The organism is Flavobacterium sp. (genome assembly GCF_017985075.1).
Lineage (GTDB): Bacteria > Bacteroidota > Bacteroidia > Flavobacteriales > Flavobacteriaceae > Flavobacterium.
Window position 1 is genome coordinate 1 of sequence record NZ_JAGNYF010000039.1, and the last position, 16,592, is coordinate 16,592.

Consider the following 16,592-nt stretch of genomic DNA (forward strand, 5'->3'; position numbering starts at 1 on the left):
GAAGGTTTGTTTGAAGTGGAAAAACCATTAACTACTTTAGGAATTGGTGTAGATATGATACCAGGTTTCATCAAAGAAAGTGGCTATTTTAATGGAAATGATTTAGGAAAATTAGGAAATATAGAAGCTATTCCAAATGAAGAAGAAATTACTATATTTGTAAAAGAAAATTTTGAAGTAAAAGCGGTTTTAAGTTCAGACGATTTTAATACAAAATTTAAAAAAGCAAAAGAATATTTAGACAATAATCAGGTTTTAAACGCTTGGAAATTGTTATTAGCACAAAAATAAATTATTAGAGTTATGGAAGTTATTGGAAAAATTAAAGTAATTGGAGCTACACAAGATGTAAGTGCTTCATTTAAAAAAAGAGAATTAGTTGTTACTACTGAAGAGCAGTATCCACAACATATTTCGGTTGAATTTCAACAAGCAAAAGTGGACGATTTAAATTCGTACCAAGTTGGCGAGCAAGTAAAAGTATCTATCAATTTAAGAGGTAGAGAATGGACGTCTCCACAAGGAGAAGTAAAACATTTTAACACTATTACAGGTTGGAGAATAGAAAGATTATCAAATGCAGCGCCTGCAAGTGCTCCAGATATGCCTCCAATGCCTGCTGCTGAAGCATTTGCGCCAGCAACCGACTTTAAAGAAGAAGAACACGACGATTTACCTTTTTAATCTTCGATTAAAAGTAAATTCTAAAATTTAAATTCCAAATTCCAATTGTTTTCATTTTGGAATTTGGAATTTTTATTGCACTTTGAAATTTAAAAAATTGGAATTTCTTAAAAATATGTATTTTTTAACATCTGAACTTTATTTTCCACCTTATTCAGAAACATCTCCTGAAGGGATTATTGCTGTTGGTGGTGATTTATCTCCAGAAAGATTACTTTTAGCATACCAAAATGGGATTTTCCCTTGGTATGATTCTGACGAACCAAAACTTTGGTGGTGTCCAAAAGAAAGAATGGTGTTGTTTTTCGAAAATTTAAGAATTACGAAAAGCATGAAAAAAGTAATAATTCGAAATGAATTTCAAGTTACTTTTAATACAAATTTTAGAGCGGTAATTTCTAACTGTCAAAAGTCACCAAGAAAAAACCAAGACGGCACATGGATTTCTAATGAAATTGTAGAAGCATACTGCAAACTAAATGAACTAGGTTTTGCCAAAAGCGTAGAAGTTTGGCAAAATAACGAATTAGTAGGCGGTTTATACGGAATTGATTTAGGCGATGTGTTTTGCGGTGAAAGTATGTTTTCAAAAGTACCCAATGCTAGTAAAGTAGCTTTTATTCATTTGGCAAAACAATTAGAATTGGCTAACTATAAACTTTTAGATTGCCAAGTACATAATAATCATTTAGAAAGTTTAGGTTGTATAGAAATTGAAAGAGAAGAGTTTTTAGCAATTTTGAAAAGTTAGATATTACGGAGAGACACACTAAGAAACACAGAGCAACGCAGAGTTTTATTTTGAACACAAATTTATCTTGCGTCAAACTTTTTTAAACTTCTCACATATAATTCTTCTACTTTTTTTCGAGCCCATTCTGTTTTTCTTAAAAAAGTTAAACTCGACTTTAAAGAAGGATTTTCATTAAAACATTTTATTTTTATCAATTCGCCAAGCGTATCAAAACCATAATACTCGACTAATTTCTCGAGTATTGTTTTTAATGTTATGCCGTGAAGTGGATCCATTTTATTTACGATTTTTGATTTAGGATTTACGATTTACTGTAAATACTTATATTTTAATTTAATACTGTTTTTTACTGAATACTAAAAACTGAACACTGATTACTAACCTCTCACCCAACAATCTGCAACGTGGTCGTTTACCATTCCTGTGGCTTGCATATGTGCGTAAACAACTGTAGAACCTACAAATTTGAAACCACGTTTTTTTAAGTCTTTGCTTAACTTATCCGAAATTTCTGTGGTTGCTGTTACTTCACTTAATGTTTTTGGATGGTTATCAATTGGTTTGTTGTCTACAAAACCCCAAATATATTTAGAAAAACTTCCAAATTCTTCTTGAACTTTTATGAAAGCGTGTGCATTTGTTACTGCAGCTTTTATTTTCAACTTGTTTCTAATTATTCCAGCATCTTCAGCTAAAACTTGCAATTTGGCATCGGTAAATTTAGCAACTTTTTGCACATCAAAACCTGCAAATGCTTTTCTGAAATTATCTCGTTTTACTAAAACCGTATACCAACTTAGTCCCGCTTGAAACGTTTCTAATATTAAAAACTCAAATAATGTGGCATCATCGTAAACAGGTTTTCCCCATTCGTTATCGTGATAGTCTTTGTATAAATCGGTTTTTTCGCACCAAGCGCAACGTTTCTTAGTCATTTACTATTGGTTTTTCGTTGTTATGAATGTAGGTTTCAATTAAAAAATGACCTAAATAAATTAGCGGTGTTAAGCAAATCGCAATGATTAATTTAAATGTATAACCCGTAAAAGAATATTCTACATATTGTTTGGTATTCCAAATTCCGGGTAAATAAAAAGCAATTCCTCCTACTATAAAAGAATCAATTAATTGTGAAATCACAGTAGAACCTGTGCTTCGTAACCAAATCATTTTTTCTCCGGTTTTCTTTTTAAAATAACTAAAAAGCGTGACGTCCAAAAACTGCGCCACTAAAAACGCAAGAATAGAACCTACAATAATTAAATTACTTTGACCAAATACAGCTGTAAATTCTGCATTAGAAACCGGACTGATGCCTTTTGCTTCAGGAATTTTCATCGAAAAAAATAAAATTACAAAACAGTAGGCAATTAAACCTGCTGTGATATAACTGAGTCTTTTCACACCTTGTTTTCCAAAATATTCATTAATTAAATCGGTAGTAATAAATACTATTGGCCAAGGCAAAATACCCATACTTAATACAAAAGGACCAATTTGAATTAATTTCCCCCCAATAAGTTCTGCAGTTATGGCATTTGTAATAAAAATACCTACCAAAATAATATATACTATTTCCTTTTTGGTTTTTAACATTTATTCTTCGTAATATTCCTCTTCTTCGTAATTGTCTTCTGCTGGATTACTTGAAAAATTTACTCTCAAATGATTGTCATTTAGCGATTCATTAATCATAGTTTTTATTTTCTGATCAATTTCTTTATCATCAATAATTTTTTCGTCATCAAATCTTCTAAAAGCTTTTAGGTTTAGTTGATTTTTTTCATCATAAACAAAAGCAATAGCGGTTAACTTTTCAGTATTTTTACCATACGAATCAGCTTCTATATTAATTTTCTTATAAAAGAAATAAGCTATTTTTTTATCATTATGAGTAACTATTTTTTCATCCAATAACACTATAGAATCATTTTTTTTGTCAAAATCTTCATAATAATGAATGGCATTCATCACAATACTATCTTTACTAAACGTTGCTAATTCTTCTGTTTGTTTATTGTGATACAACATTTGCAACGCCGTGTATTTTGTTTTTGGATTGCTAATTAATTTATCTAATACACGTTTATCTAATTTTTTATTTCTGGCTAATTCGCGATTAGCAATAGCTACATTTAAATCGTCAATATTTAATTTTTCTGCTTTCTCATACAATTGACGCATATCTTTTTCATTTTTAAATGAATATAAAATAGATAAATAACTATTTAGAGCTTCCACAGGTGCGCCATTTTCGTCATCATAATTATATTCGTCATCATCATCGCTGGCTTCATCTTCAAATTTCCAACTTACCAATCGTTTGTATTCTAATTTCGCATTGGTTAGTAGCATTTTTTTGTATGACTTTAATTTTTTATCCGTTACTTTTTCAGAATTTAACAACACTTGAACAAACTCAACTATTGGCTCGTGAAACTCATTTATACTATAATATTCTAAAATATTTGGATATAAAACTTGAGCATTTTCAAGGTCTGCCATAAATAAATTAAACAAACCAGAAATTACATAATTTTCCGAAATTGGTAAATCATAATCTAATAATTCGGCAATTTTTTTATATGCCACTTTGCTTTTTTGTAAAGCCAAAGCACGTAAAATTGAAAATTGTGTTTGTGTTGAAACGTCTTGTTTTTTATACGCTTGTTCTAAAAATGGAAGTACTTCTGAAGATTTTAAAGATCCAATGCTTTCAAATAATTCACCTTTAAAATCCATTTCTTCTTTTCTAAATTCGAAATTTTCTAATAAGTTTTTAATTTTTGAAAAATCTGATTCTTCAATAGTTAAATTGTTAAATGATTTTATTGCCGAATAGCGTATACTATCGTGTTCGCTATTTAAATCTTCTTCAAAAATGCTGAATTTATTTTCAAAAAAGGTTCTTGATGTTATGGAAGCATCATCTACTTTAAACGAATTGAATACTTTTTCAATAAAAGGATTATCGTTATTGTAATTTTTATCAACTAAAGTTGTGAGCGTATAATATTCGCCTTTTTTGAGCACAATTTTATATTTAATTGCTTGTGTGCTTTTAGGTTTTGTAGCCAAAACTTCGTACACATAAAAATCATTAACTGGATCTTTAGTAAATTTTTCATTAACCAAATCTAACTTTTGGTTCGATGTTAAAGCCAATGTTTTATCCCAAGTAGTTGATTTGTAATCTAACGGATTAAATTTATCCTTTTCATTTGTATCAATAGTGTTTGCTACAGAATTAAAACTAACGGCTTCTGTTGCTACAGAATCGACTACAACGGCACTGTCAGAATAATTAAATTCATTGCTATCGGTATAATTTTTATATTCAAAATCTACTGCAATATTTTTCTTAATTTGATTAAAAAGTGTGTCTAAAACCGCATAACTTTCATACCTATGTGGTTGCGAATACGTAATTTGTATATTGCTTTTGTTTGGTGAAAAAATATCAAAAGATTTGTATTTTACTTCAAAATGATTGGTTTTATTATCTTCTTTATACCTATTTTTTCTTTCAAATTTAAAATCTAAATATTCGTTTTCTTGTTTCGGAATTTCTACAGAAAAATGAGCTGTAGAATCTTTAAATGTTTTATAAACAATATCTTCTTTTGCTTTTGTAATTTCGAATGAGTTAAAAAAAGTATCAACTTTATTTTTTGAAGCATTTACAGTTCCCAATAAATAATATTTATTTCCTTTTAAGGCCGATTTTAGATATATATTTTTATCTTTTAATTTTGTTTGCGATGTAACTTCAAATTTATTTTTATCAAAACTTGTTTGCATAGAATCCAACTCGTGAACCGCATAAAATTCGTAATGCATTCTTTTCAATTCATATTCAGAATCCTCTAAATTTTCATAATCCATTATGGTGCTTTCTATAACAAAATAATGTGCGTTTTCTTGTTCGTCAAACGCATAAATCTCTGTGTCTTCCAGTCTTTTATTATCTTTTTTATTACCAACAAATGAGTAGTATGACGGAACCGTAACTTTAAAGTTTTGTTTGTTTGGCACTACTGGTATCGATTCTTGTTTGTACGATTTAATTTTTATATTATTGTATACCTCATCTTCATATTTTCTAACATAATCGCCTTCTCCACTCATAATTACAGCAATAATTTCAAGTGGTGTTATATAATATCTATATCTTTCGTTTTTACCCGTTTTAGTTTTGCTTTTGATATCATACACAAAATTATTTTTTTCTTGATATGTCTTTTTCTCTAAAATTTCACCTGGAATATTTTCAAAAAATAAACTATCAAGCGCTTTATGATTGAATTTTTCGTCTTTTTTGCTAATAAAATCCTTCAGCAACATACGTTTAACATTAATATAGCCACCGTTTCCTAAATCTGGAGACTCTAAATTTTCGCCATTTTTTAGAACCAAAGGAAACAAAGGCAAAGAAATCATTTCATCGGCTGTTGTGTTTATTTCAAAAACCGGCTTTACAAAATACTCTTCAATTTGTTTCTTTATTTTTTTTCCTTTTTCAGTATAATCAGAAAATATTGGCGTTACAGTATATCCTTTTCTTCGTAACATTTCAATCATTCCATTTTTTCCAGGTAAATGTGCGGCACCAACTGCAGCAAACAAACTTCCTGTTTTCATAATAGAATCCATACTTGCAGACATAATTTCATTTCTATCAAAAAGCATGGCTTTGTTGTATAATTTTGGAGAGGAAAGCATGTTTAGCGTATCCAATAAATCTAAATCTTTTTCACGATATGCGTCTCTTAAAACCTCGGCATAAGAACGCTTTTTTAATAGTTTTAAAATAGCTTGTTTGTTTTCATCCACTTCGCTTCTATCCATTTCCGCCTCAGCTTTTTCGATATTTAGTGTAGTAGATTTAACGTTTTCTAATCCTAATGTCTTTTTACCATATTTTTTTCCCGTTCTATAAATGAACATATCCAAATAGGTTTCCTCCTGAAATTCTTGATTGGCTTGATTGGTTCGAGATAATAATCCAATTAAATTGTAATTTGAACCTCTGAAAAGAGAATATAAATAGTCTTTTTCTATAGGTGAAGTATAAAAATTAGTGTAGAAATTTCTTCTTGTTTGAGTAGATTGATAAAATCCATACAAATCGTATAATTCTGTCCAAGTATTTGGTTCACTCTCGTTTGCAATAAAATCTGAAGCCATTAATTTTTCAAAAAATGAATCAGACAAATGAAAAGAAACCTTGTCTGAAACATGCATGGTTCCATACATATAGGATTTTTTGGTTAATCCGTTACCCGAAATTTCCCAAAATAAACTTTGGTATTTTTTTTCTTGTGCAACAACTGCAGAAAGTGATAAAAGTGTAAGTAAAAATAAAATCTTTTTCAAAGGGATAATTATTTAGTTAAGTTGTCCCAAATATAATAAATTGAAAAGATTTTTAATATGAATTTTTACAAAAAATAAAAACTATTTCCATTTAATAGATTCTATAATTTTTCTCATATCATTTTTAATATAATCCGCTGCTGGAAGTATAGAATCAAAATTTGGCTTAGAATAAAAATACATACTGGCTGTAACGAAATTTTTTGTACTATCTGTAGCGTAAAACTGAGCATTTGTTGCAGCATTTCCGCCTACCTGATAAAACATTCCGTATACTTTACTATAAGCATTTACATAGGGTTGCTCTGCAATATCATTTGCTTTTATAGCGTGTTCGTACGTTAATTTTTGAGCGTCGATTAGTAATTTCTCTAAATTATTTTGAACAGGTTTATATGTTAAATACACCGTAGCTTTCATTTTTGGATAATGAATTTCCAGTCCACAATTTGAAGTAGCTTTTACTTCTCCCAATTCGTTTTTATCAAAATCGAAACCACAAGAATTGGAAAACTTCAAGTATTTTGCTGGCGGATATTCCAAACTTAATTGTCCTGTTGGTTTGGGCATTTTGTCATCACCACAAGAAAGTAAAGAAAGACAAAGTAAGCTAAAAATAAGGCGGGTTTTCATTTTTGTGTGTTTAAGAAAAGTACAATCTATTTTCTATATTCTATTCTCTATAGAAGATTTAATCTAACGAATCAAAATCCACATCTTTTGAACTTGGCGGATTTGAAGTTGGTGCTTTAGATAAATCTGAATCTTTTTTGGTGTTTAGGAACGTAAATTCTGTAACTTGAATTTCAGTGGTATATTTAGTAGTACCGTCTTCAGCTGTCCATTGACGTGATTTTATTCTACCTTCAATATATATTTTATCTCCTTTTGAAAGGTATTTTTCACATAATTCAGCCGCTTTATTTCGCACTACTATATTATGCCATTCTGTAGAAGTGATTTTTTCTCCTGTAGATTTGTTAATATACACTTCATTTGTTGCCAAAGGAAACCTTCCAATACAACTTTGCGCATCAAAATAATGCATTTTTACCTCGTCACCTAAGTGCCCGATTAGAATAACCTTGTTTAAAGTACCGTTCATGGCTTATATGTTTTTATCAAAAATACTAAATATTATTTATATACCAATTTTTTCTATAAAATTATGCAATACAATTGGAACAGGCAATTGCTTTACATCTGAAAAAGTATAGCTGTTTTTCAATATTTCTTCGGTTTCTATTCTGTAAAATTTAATGTTTAAATGCTGATGCGATAACTTATGCAACACGTCAAAAGCATCATAATGTTCAAAATTTTTAATGTTATATAATTCTTTTAATTGAAGAAACAATTCGGATTCATCCATCTCATTTTCAGATTCCACACAAGGAAATTCATATAAATTTTTCCAAATTCCGTTTTCAGTTCGCTTATTCATAATATAGTTCCCATAGGCATCATGAATTAAAACGTAATTCAAAAATCGCTTCGTAATTTTATTTTTTTTAAGTTTTACAGGTAATTCCGAAACTATTTTGAGTTTGTATGCTTCACAACTGTCGTTAAAAACACAATCTAAACAATTTGGACTTTTAGGCACACATTGTAAAGCTCCAAATTCCATTATTGCCTGATTATGAAGATTTGGTTGCGTTGTAGAAAGTAATTTTTGAGCCAATTCGATAAAATATTTTTTAGTTGTATTTAATGAAATGTCATAATTAACATTAAAAACTCGCGATAATACTCTAAAAACATTGCCATCTACAACCGCAACCGCTTCGTTTGCCGAAAAAGAGGCAATTGCTGCCGCAGTATATGTTCCAATTCCTTTTAATTTTATTAATTCGTCGTAAGTAGTTGGAAAAATACCATTATGGTTTTCTACAACTAATTTAGCAGTAAAATGTAAATTTCTGGCACGAGAATAGTATCCAAGTCCTTGCCAAAGCTTCAAAACTTGTTGTTCATCGGCATTTGCTAAATCATTTACGGTAGGAAAAGCAGTTACAAAATTTATATAATACGGCAATCCTTGGCTCACTCTTGTTTGCTGCAAAATAATTTCTGAAAGCCAAATTTTGTAAGCATCATTGGTATTTCGCCATGGTAAGTCTCTACAATTTTGCTGATACCAACCGATAATTTTAGTTGAAAAATTCATATGAATAATTAAAGCTGTAAAAATAAATCATTATCTGGTTAAATTTTAGTTCATTATGTTTGAATTTGTATTTTTTTAATTCATATATTTGCACACTCAAAAAAATACACATAAAATTTAACACGCAAGAAAATGACGAAAGCAGATATCGTAGCAAAAATTTCAGAAAAATTAGGTCTTGAAAAAGGTGATGTTCAAGCTACTGTAGAATCATTCATGGAAGAAGTAAAAAATTCATTAGAAACTGGTGATAATGTTTACTTAAGAGGATTTGGTAGTTTTATTGTTAAAACAAGAGCTGAAAAAACAGGAAGAAACATTTCAAAAAACACAACCATCAAAATACCTGCACACAACATTCCAGCATTTAAACCTGCTAAAATATTTGTTGAAAGCGTTAAAGAAAAGACAGAAGTAACTGTATAATATTATTTATTAATCATAAAAACTACACATTATGCCAAGTGGTAAAAAAAGAAAAAGACATAAGGTAGCTACTCACAAGCGCAAAAAAAGAGCGAGAGCTAACCGTCACAAAAAGAAAAAGTAGTCTAAAAACTACTTTTCTTTGTTTAGAAAAGAAGTAACGTTCATTGAATTTTGAATTATTTTATAACTTGACATACTCAATTTATATTATAGTTTTATTGGGTATTTTACCTAAATTGTTTAATCCATCCTAACAATAAGTTGATAGTTGATAGTTGATAGTTACGTTTTCGTAACCAACAACCGACAACCGACAACAAAATGTTCGGATAAAAAAGATACAGCATGAACAAAGAATTAATCATTAGATCTGGTTCAGACGCAGTAGATTTTGCCTTATTAAAAGATGGAAAACTAATTGAATTACACAAAGAAAAAGAGGCTGGCGACAGCAATCAGTTTCAGGTTGGCGATATTTTTATTGCAAAAATAAGAAAGCCTGTTGCTGGACTAAACGCCGCATTTGTGCATTTAGGTCATGAAAAAGATGCGTTTTTGCATTATCATGATTTAGGACCAAACTTAGGATCTTTGATGAAATTTATTAAACTTGTAAGCGCAGGTAAAATAAAAGATTATTCACTCAAAAATTTCCCTTTTGAACCAGAAATCAGCAAAGATGGCACTATAATGGACACATTAAGCGCCAATCAGTCGATTTTAGTTCAAGTAGTTAAAGAACCAATCTCCACAAAAGGACCTAGAATTAGTTCTGAGATTTCTTTAGCAGGAAGATATGTAGTTTTAGTTCCTTTTTCAGACCGTGTATCCATTTCGCAAAAAATTGGAGACCGAGCAGAAAAAGATCGTCTAAAAAAATTACTACAATCTATAAAACCAAAGGGATTTGGTGTTATTGTGAGAACAGTAGCCGAAGGCAGAAAAACAACTGAGATTGAAAAAGATGTAGAAACATTGCTAGACCGTTGGACTACAATGTGCAAAAAACTACAAACCGCCCATCATCCCTCAAAAGTATTAGGAGAATTAACAAAATCTTCTTCTATGCTAAGAGATATTTTTAACGATACTTTTACGAGTATTCAAGTAGATGATGAAGATTTGTATTTAAAAACGAAGGAATATTTGCAAGAAATAGCTCCGGATAAAGCGTCTATCGTAAAACACTATCAGTCGAAAGATTTACCTCTATTTGAGAAGTATAATATAGAAAGACAAATAAAAACCTCTTTTGGAAAATCAGTTTCAATGAGTAAAGGGGCGTATTTAATTATTGAACATACAGAAGCTTTACACGTTATTGATGTAAATTCTGGCAATAGATCAAATAAAGCCACCAACCAAGAAGATACTGCCATGGAAGTAAATATGATAGCTGCAGCTGAAATTGCACGTCAATTACGACTAAGAGATATGGGAGGGATTATTGTTGTCGATTTTATAGATTTACAAAATCCAGACAATAGAAAAGTATTATTCGATTTCTTACGAGAAGAAATGAGTGACGATAAGGCGAAGCATAAAATCTTGCCTCCTAGTAAATTTGGACTGGTTCAAATTACTAGACAAAGAGTTAGACCTGAAGTTAATATTGAAACAAACGAAGAAAACCCGAACGAAAACGGGCAGGTTGAAGCGGCCATTTTAATTATTGACAAAATAGAAGCTAACCTTGAAAGCATTATTAAAGACCATAAAAAAGTAGTACTTAACGTACACCCATTTGTGGCCGCATACCTTACAAAAGGTTTTCCATCATTACGTTCAAAATGGTTTTTTGAACATAAGAAATGGGTGAAAATTATACCTCGTGACGCTTACACGTACTTAGAATATCATTTCTTTGATAACCAAGGAAAAGAAATTTTATAAAAAACAAAACCGCTACTCGAAAGAATAGCGGTTTTTTTATTTTGAAGACTTAATTCTTTCATTCCAATTTTTGGGAGACTTTGATGTATGAAAAACACCAATAACATAAATCTGATTTTTCTCAACTATATAATGTAAACCATAAGGGAACCGTTTTAAAAAAATAATTTTTACATTTTTATATTTTAATTGAAATGAGTTTGGGTTTTTTAATAGGTATTCTAATTGCGCTTCTAAACAAAGTTCAAAATCAAAAGACAATCCTAATCTTTGATTTTCATACCAAAACACAATTTCTTCAACATCAAATAATGCTTCTTGGGTAAATACTAAATTTTTCAATTATCTAATATTCTTTAAATGCTCTTTAACTTCATTCCAAGAAAATAATTTCGTATTTTTATCTTCTAAATCTTTCAATCTCGAATCTAATTCTGCTTTAACTTTATCGGATAAAGTTAAATTTTCTTTAGAAACACTATCCCACAATTGTTCTGCTAAAATAATTTTTTCAGCATCTGAATAAGTATCTATTTCAATTGTTTTCATAACTAATTAATATTAAAACATAAAAGTACAAAAAATTTTAACATACTTTAATTATTTGATTATAAATATAAAGAATTCATATCTCAAAAAACTCTGCGAATCTCTGCGTAATAAATCTATCGTTTTTTCTGAAAAAAATTAGTCATTAATTCCGCACATTCCTTTTCTAAAATTCCAGAAACCACTTCCGTTTTTGGGTGAATTTGTGTACCTAATGTTTTATAACCTCTTTTTACATCTGTAGCACCGAATACAATTTTAGAAATCTGACTCCAATACAAGGCTCCGGCACACATTTGGCAAGGTTCTAAAGTAACATATAACGTACAACCTTTTAAGTATTTTCCTCCTAAAAAATTAGCAGCACTTGTAATGGCTTGCATTTCAGCATGTGCCGTAACATCGTGTAAAAGCTCAGTTAAATTATGTGTCCGAGCAATTACAGTATTATTTACAACAATTACAGCGCCCACAGGAATTTCGTCTTTTTCAAAAGCTATTTCAGCTTCCTGAAGCGCTTTTTTCATAAAATATTCGTCGGTAAAAATAGTTTCCAAGTTTCTTACAATTATATATTAATCAAATTTACAAACATTATTGTATTTTTGCAGTACAAATGGAAAATTTACTTTCACATATTACGACACCAAACGATTTAAGGAAACTTTCTGAAAATCAATTACCACAAGTTGCTACTGAACTTAGAGAGTTTATAATTGATATAGTCTCCCAGAAAGAAGGCCATTTAGGTGCGAGTTTGGGCGTCATAGAATTAACCGTTGCCTTACATTATGTTTTTGATACGCCAAACGATTTATTAGTTTGGGATGTAGGACATCAAGCCTATGGACATAAAATTTTAACAGAAAGACGCAAAATTTTTCATAAGTATAGAGAAATTGATGGTATCTCAGGTTTTCCAAAAAGAAGTGAAAGTATATTTGATGCGTTTGGTGTAGGACATTCTTCTACTTCAATCTCAGCTGCATTAGGTATGGCTATTGCATCGAAAATTAATGGTGATACAGAAAAACAACATATTGCGGTTATTGGAGATGCTTCTATTGCAAGCGGAATGGCATTTGAAGGACTAAATCATGCTGGAGTTACTGATGCAAATTTATTAGTCATTTTAAATGACAATGCCATGGGAATTGACCCAAGTGTTGGGGCATTAAAAGACTATTTAACCGCTGTTAAAGAAGGTAAAAACCCAAAAGATAACAACATTATAAAATCGTTAAATTTTGATTATTCGGGTCCGATTGACGGGCATGATTTACCAAAATTATTGTCAGAATTAAAACGATTACAAAAAGTTAAAGGCCCGAAATTTTTACATATTATTACCACGAAAGGAAAAGGATTATCTTACGCTGAAGAAAATCAATTACAGTTTCATGCGCCTGGAAAATTTGATAAACTTACTGGTAAAATTTTAAAACCAGAAAATGAAAATTTGGCGCCAAAATTTCAAGATGTTTTTGGTCTAACTTTAGTGGAATTGGCTACTGAAAATAAAAAAATTGTAGGAATTACACCAGCTATGCCTTCTGGAAGTTCTTTAAAATATATGATGGATGCGTTTCCAGAACGTGCGTTTGACGTAGGTATTGCCGAACAACATGCCGTAACCTTAGCTGCTGGAATGACAACTCAAGGGTTAACGGTGTTTTGCAATATTTATTCTACTTTTTTACAACGGGCTTATGACCAGGTAATTCATGATGTAGCGATACAAAATTTACCCGTAATTTTTTGTTTAGACCGAGCTGGATTTGTAGGCGAAGATGGCGCTACACATCACGGATTATTTGATTTGGCTTATCTTAATTGCATTCCAAACATAATGATTTACGCACCAAGAAATGAAATTGATTTACGCAATATTTTGTACACTTCTTCGTTAGGTTTAAACCATCCGATTGCGATTCGATATCCAAGAGGAAAAGGCGAAATTATAGCTTGGAAACAACCTTTTTCTAAGATTGAAATTGGAAAAATTGAAACCTTAAAAAAAGGAACTAAAATTGCTGTTTTGTCTACTGGAACCATTGGAAATAATGTCTCCAAAGCTATTGACAACCTAGAAAGAAAAGAGAATTTTTCTCATTTTCATGTAGGCTGGGTAAAACCTTTAGATGAAGAAAAATTAATTAACATTTTTAAAGAACATGAAATTATTATCACCGTTGAAGAAGGCGTTATTAATGGCGGATTAGGAAGCATCATAAATACCTTTGCAGTAGAAAATAATTTTAAAAACAAAATTATAAATCGTGGTGTGGCAGATGTTTTCATAGAACACGGCACCGTAAAACAACTATTAGAACAAACTAAATTAGACACTCTAAGTTTAACCCAATTATTTACAGAAATTAATTATGAATAGAAACCTTATACTTTTTATCACACTTCTTTTTTTCGCAACCGAATCTTTTTCACAAGTTGTGAGAACAGAAAAAATAGATACTACTTCAAATTGGAAAAAGGGAAATAAAGTAGGATTAGATTTTACACAAATTAGCTTTGTAAATTGGTCTGCAGGAGGAAATAATTCGATTTCTGGTTTGGCAAAAGGAAATTTCATTAGAAATTATACTCGTGATAATATGAAATGGAATAATGAGCTTGTAGTGCGTTATGGAATTAACAAACAAGAAGGGCAAGATTTAAGGAAAACAGACGATCAAATTAATTTAAACTCTACAATTGGATATAGAAGAGACACTATTAATAACTGGTTTTATGGGGCAAAATTTAGTTTTTTAACCCAGTTTTCTAACGGATATAGTTATCCAAATGTAAGCAAAGCCATCTCAAAACCATTTGGACCCGCGTATATTTTCTTAGGTATTGGTGCAGAATATACTCGAAAAGATTTAGGTTTAACAGTGTATTTATCTCCAATAACTAACAAAACAACTTTGGTTTTAGATAGTCGATTGGCAAACGAAGGCGCATTTGGGGTAGAAAAAGCCATTTATGACGCAACAGGTACTGAAATTCTTAAAAATGGAAAACGACATAGAACGGAATTAGGTGCTTTAGTATCAAGTCAATACAAAAGAAAAATTATGACAAATATCAATTTAGATACTCGAGCTACGCTGTATACCGATTATTTAAAAGATTTTGGTAACATTGATATCGATTGGCAAGTTAGCGTTGAAATGATTGTAAATAAATATGTAAAAGTCAATGTAGGAAGTCATCTTATTTATGATAACGACATTAAAAACAAACGAGAAGTCGGTGGCGTTCAAATCACGGAAGGTCCAAGAGTGCAACTAAAACAAATTCTTGGCGTTGGGGTTGAATATCGTTTTTAAAATTTTAATTGTACCACAAACCCTTCGTAGGTTCGTACATTAAAAACGGTTCCGTCTTCAAAAATTAAGTATTGTCCTTTAATCCCAACAACTTTTCCAGAAAAATTGGGTGTTTTTTCTAAATTCAAACTGGTTACTTTTAATGGATAGGTTTGAACTGGAAAATCCATTTGGTATAAATGGTCTTCTTCAATAAAATAAGGCTTAGTTTCCTCTGGTAGCCATTGTTTTAATTTGCTTTTTTCTTCAAATAAATTGGTGATTGGCACTTCATTTTTCAACATTTTTTGCCAATTGGTTTTGTCTGCAAAATGATTTTTTAAAGCCACCTCAGCAATTCCTGCTAAATATCGATTAGGCGTTTCTAAAACAGGAATGGCTTGCACTGCACCTTGGTCTATCCAACGAGTGGGCACTTGCGTGTTTCGGGTTACCCCTACTTTTACTTCACTCGACAAAGCAAGATATACAATATGAGGTTGCAATTGTACTCGTTTTTCATACGCTAAATCTCTATCTTCAATATCTAAATGTGCCGTACTGAGTTCGGGTTTCATAATCCAATCTGCAGCCGCTGGAATAGTAGAAAAACAATCATAACAAAATCCTTGTCGCCATATTTTTTTCGCTTTCTTACAATTTAAGCACTGATACCCTTTGTGAGTAATTTCAACATCTTTATTGATTAACTGATTAACATTTATGAAATTGGAATCAAAAATTAAATAATACTGAATTGGCGCACCTATTTCGGTTTCCATCTTTGTTAATGTTCCTTCAAATGTTGTCATAAAGATTGTAATTGAAATAAAAATTATTATTTTTGGTAAAGTTATAAAAATACTGATACGCAAATGCCATTACCTTTAATAAATTCTATTGCCTCTTGGATTTTAAAAAAACGTATTCATCAAATTGAATTGTTTATGAAATATCCTATGGAGGTTCAGGAAGAAATTTTATTTGGTTTATTAAAATCGGCAGAAAATACCGTTCTTGGAAAAAAATACGACTATCAGAGCATTAAAAACTATCAAACATTTAACGAAAGAATACCTGTTTCTACTTACGAAGATTTGGAACCGATTATCTCGCAAACCCGTCAAGGGGCACAAAATATTTTTTGGAATTCTTCTATAAAATATTTTGCAAAATCGAGCGGAACCACAAATGCAAAAAGCAAATTTATTCCCGTAAGTTCGGAAGCCTTAGAACACAATCATTACAAAGCCAGTAAAGATTTGCTGTGTATGTACTTAAATAATAACGAAAATTCGCAGTTATTTACAGGTAAAAGTTTGCGTTTGGGCGGTAGTAAAGAGTTGTACGAAAACAACAATACCTTTTTTGGCGATTTATCTGCCATATTAATTGACAATATGCCTATGTGGGCAGAATTTAGCTC

The 16,592-nt window shown here is 30.6% G+C and carries 18 protein-coding genes and 1 pseudogene; 8 read left to right on the forward strand and 11 right to left on the reverse strand.

Annotated features, from left to right (window positions below):
- The 3 genes and pseudogenes from KA468_RS07980 to aat form a co-directional block, all read left to right on the forward strand.
- Nucleotides 1-291: pseudogene (locus KA468_RS07980) on the forward strand (flavin reductase family protein); the annotation flags it as partial.
- Nucleotides 292-303: 12 nt separating this feature from the next.
- A complete protein-coding gene (locus KA468_RS07985; protein WP_291242419.1) occupies nucleotides 304-684 on the forward strand; it encodes a DUF3127 domain-containing protein in 381 nt (126 codons plus the stop codon).
- Between the two features lie 115 nt (nucleotides 685-799).
- Nucleotides 800-1,435 carry a leucyl/phenylalanyl-tRNA--protein transferase gene (gene aat, locus KA468_RS07990; protein WP_291242420.1) on the forward strand — a complete coding sequence of 212 codons (636 nt, stop codon included), beginning with the start codon at nucleotides 800-802 and terminating at the stop codon, nucleotides 1,433-1,435.
- 62 nt (nucleotides 1,436-1,497) lie between these two features.
- On the opposite strand, the gene KA468_RS07995 is transcribed toward aat, so the two are convergent.
- The 7 genes from KA468_RS07995 to mutY form a co-directional block, all read right to left on the reverse strand.
- Entirely contained in the window at nucleotides 1,498-1,713 is a 216-nt protein-coding gene (locus tag KA468_RS07995) for a VF530 family protein (RefSeq protein ID WP_291242421.1), read from the reverse strand.
- A gap of 102 nt (nucleotides 1,714-1,815) precedes the next feature.
- Nucleotides 1,816-2,373 carry a DNA-3-methyladenine glycosylase I gene (locus KA468_RS08000; RefSeq protein WP_291242422.1) on the reverse strand — a complete coding sequence of 186 codons (558 nt, stop codon included), beginning with the start codon at nucleotides 2,371-2,373 and terminating at the stop codon, nucleotides 1,816-1,818.
- Nucleotides 2,366-3,034 (reverse strand): queuosine precursor transporter, encoded by a 669-nt coding sequence (locus tag KA468_RS08005; RefSeq protein WP_291242423.1) that lies wholly within the window; start codon nucleotides 3,032-3,034, stop codon nucleotides 2,366-2,368. The genes KA468_RS08000 and KA468_RS08005 overlap by 8 nt, the downstream gene beginning before the upstream one ends.
- Entirely contained in the window at nucleotides 3,035-6,814 is a 3,780-nt protein-coding gene (locus tag KA468_RS08010) for a TraB/GumN family protein (RefSeq protein ID WP_291242424.1), read from the reverse strand. It abuts the gene before it with no gap.
- Between the two features lie 81 nt (nucleotides 6,815-6,895).
- Nucleotides 6,896-7,447 (reverse strand): gliding motility lipoprotein GldD, encoded by a 552-nt coding sequence (gene gldD / locus KA468_RS08015; RefSeq protein ID WP_291242425.1) that lies wholly within the window; start codon nucleotides 7,445-7,447, stop codon nucleotides 6,896-6,898.
- 58 nt (nucleotides 7,448-7,505) lie between these two features.
- Complete coding sequence (locus KA468_RS08020; protein WP_291242426.1) at nucleotides 7,506-7,919, reverse strand: single-stranded DNA-binding protein; 414 nt, start codon at nucleotides 7,917-7,919, stop codon at nucleotides 7,506-7,508.
- Between the two features lie 36 nt (nucleotides 7,920-7,955).
- Complete coding sequence (gene mutY / locus KA468_RS08025; protein ID WP_291242427.1) at nucleotides 7,956-8,984, reverse strand: A/G-specific adenine glycosylase; 1,029 nt, start codon at nucleotides 8,982-8,984, stop codon at nucleotides 7,956-7,958.
- Between the two features lie 132 nt (nucleotides 8,985-9,116).
- On the opposite strand from mutY, the gene KA468_RS08030 reads away from it, so the two are divergent.
- Nucleotides 9,117-9,410, forward strand: a complete 294-nt coding sequence (locus KA468_RS08030; protein ID WP_291242428.1) for an HU family DNA-binding protein — start codon at nucleotides 9,117-9,119, stop codon at nucleotides 9,408-9,410.
- Between the two features lie 348 nt (nucleotides 9,411-9,758).
- Entirely contained in the window at nucleotides 9,759-11,306 is a 1,548-nt protein-coding gene (locus KA468_RS08035) for a ribonuclease E/G (protein ID WP_291242429.1), read from the forward strand.
- A 36-nt stretch (nucleotides 11,307-11,342) separates the two neighbouring features.
- On the opposite strand, the gene KA468_RS08040 is transcribed toward KA468_RS08035, so the two are convergent.
- The 3 genes from KA468_RS08040 to KA468_RS08050 form a co-directional block, all read right to left on the reverse strand.
- Nucleotides 11,343-11,648, reverse strand: a complete 306-nt coding sequence (locus tag KA468_RS08040) for a type II toxin-antitoxin system RelE/ParE family toxin (RefSeq protein ID WP_291242430.1) — start codon at nucleotides 11,646-11,648, stop codon at nucleotides 11,343-11,345.
- A complete protein-coding gene (locus tag KA468_RS08045; RefSeq protein ID WP_291242431.1) occupies nucleotides 11,649-11,855 on the reverse strand; it encodes an addiction module protein in 207 nt (68 codons plus the stop codon).
- Between the two features lie 116 nt (nucleotides 11,856-11,971).
- Nucleotides 11,972-12,412 carry a nucleoside deaminase gene (locus tag KA468_RS08050; RefSeq protein WP_291242432.1) on the reverse strand — a complete coding sequence of 147 codons (441 nt, stop codon included), beginning with the start codon at nucleotides 12,410-12,412 and terminating at the stop codon, nucleotides 11,972-11,974.
- Nucleotides 12,413-12,471: 59 nt separating this feature from the next.
- Between KA468_RS08050 and KA468_RS08055 the strand changes: the two genes are divergently transcribed.
- On the forward strand, nucleotides 12,472-14,247 hold the full coding sequence (locus KA468_RS08055) for a 1-deoxy-D-xylulose-5-phosphate synthase (RefSeq protein ID WP_291242433.1): 1,776 nt from the start codon (nucleotides 12,472-12,474) through the stop codon (nucleotides 14,245-14,247).
- Complete coding sequence (locus KA468_RS08060) at nucleotides 14,240-15,187, forward strand: DUF3078 domain-containing protein (protein WP_291242434.1); 948 nt, start codon at nucleotides 14,240-14,242, stop codon at nucleotides 15,185-15,187. Before KA468_RS08055 ends, KA468_RS08060 begins: the two co-directional genes overlap by 8 nt.
- On the opposite strand, the gene KA468_RS08065 is transcribed toward KA468_RS08060, so the two are convergent.
- On the reverse strand, nucleotides 15,184-15,978 hold the full coding sequence (locus KA468_RS08065; RefSeq protein ID WP_291242435.1) for a DUF2797 domain-containing protein: 795 nt from the start codon (nucleotides 15,976-15,978) through the stop codon (nucleotides 15,184-15,186). The two genes, KA468_RS08060 and KA468_RS08065, sit on opposite strands and share 4 nt — an antisense overlap.
- Before the next feature lie 63 nt (nucleotides 15,979-16,041).
- Here KA468_RS08065 and KA468_RS08070 point away from each other — a divergent pair.
- Nucleotides 16,042-16,592, forward strand: a 551-nt coding sequence (locus KA468_RS08070) for a GH3 auxin-responsive promoter family protein (protein ID WP_291242436.1), incomplete at its 3' end; no start/stop codon positions are given.

What these genes read in the sequence shown, in the direction of transcription:
- KA468_RS07985 (WP_291242419.1), top strand. Translation starts at nt 304, where the DNA reads ATGGAAGTTATTGGAAAAATTAAAGTAATTGGAGCTACACAAGATGTA.
- aat (WP_291242420.1), top strand. Translation starts at nt 800, where the DNA reads ATGTATTTTTTAACATCTGAACTTTATTTTCCACCTTATTCAGAAACA.
- KA468_RS07995 (WP_291242421.1), bottom strand. Translation starts at nt 1,713, where the DNA reads ATGGATCCACTTCACGGCATAACATTAAAAACAATACTCGAGAAATTA.
- KA468_RS08000 (WP_291242422.1), bottom strand. Translation starts at nt 2,373, where the DNA reads ATGACTAAGAAACGTTGCGCTTGGTGCGAAAAAACCGATTTATACAAA.
- KA468_RS08005 (WP_291242423.1), bottom strand. Translation starts at nt 3,034, where the DNA reads ATGTTAAAAACCAAAAAGGAAATAGTATATATTATTTTGGTAGGTATT.
- gldD (WP_291242425.1), bottom strand. Translation starts at nt 7,447, where the DNA reads ATGAAAACCCGCCTTATTTTTAGCTTACTTTGTCTTTCTTTACTTTCT.
- KA468_RS08020 (WP_291242426.1), bottom strand. Translation starts at nt 7,919, where the DNA reads ATGAACGGTACTTTAAACAAGGTTATTCTAATCGGGCACTTAGGTGAC.
- mutY (WP_291242427.1), bottom strand. Translation starts at nt 8,984, where the DNA reads ATGAATTTTTCAACTAAAATTATCGGTTGGTATCAGCAAAATTGTAGA.
- KA468_RS08030 (WP_291242428.1), top strand. Translation starts at nt 9,117, where the DNA reads ATGACGAAAGCAGATATCGTAGCAAAAATTTCAGAAAAATTAGGTCTT.
- KA468_RS08035 (WP_291242429.1), top strand. Translation starts at nt 9,759, where the DNA reads ATGAACAAAGAATTAATCATTAGATCTGGTTCAGACGCAGTAGATTTT.
- KA468_RS08045 (WP_291242431.1), bottom strand. Translation starts at nt 11,855, where the DNA reads ATGAAAACAATTGAAATAGATACTTATTCAGATGCTGAAAAAATTATT.
- KA468_RS08055 (WP_291242433.1), top strand. Translation starts at nt 12,472, where the DNA reads ATGGAAAATTTACTTTCACATATTACGACACCAAACGATTTAAGGAAA.
- KA468_RS08060 (WP_291242434.1), top strand. Translation starts at nt 14,240, where the DNA reads ATGAATAGAAACCTTATACTTTTTATCACACTTCTTTTTTTCGCAACC.
- KA468_RS08065 (WP_291242435.1), bottom strand. Translation starts at nt 15,978, where the DNA reads ATGACAACATTTGAAGGAACATTAACAAAGATGGAAACCGAAATAGGT.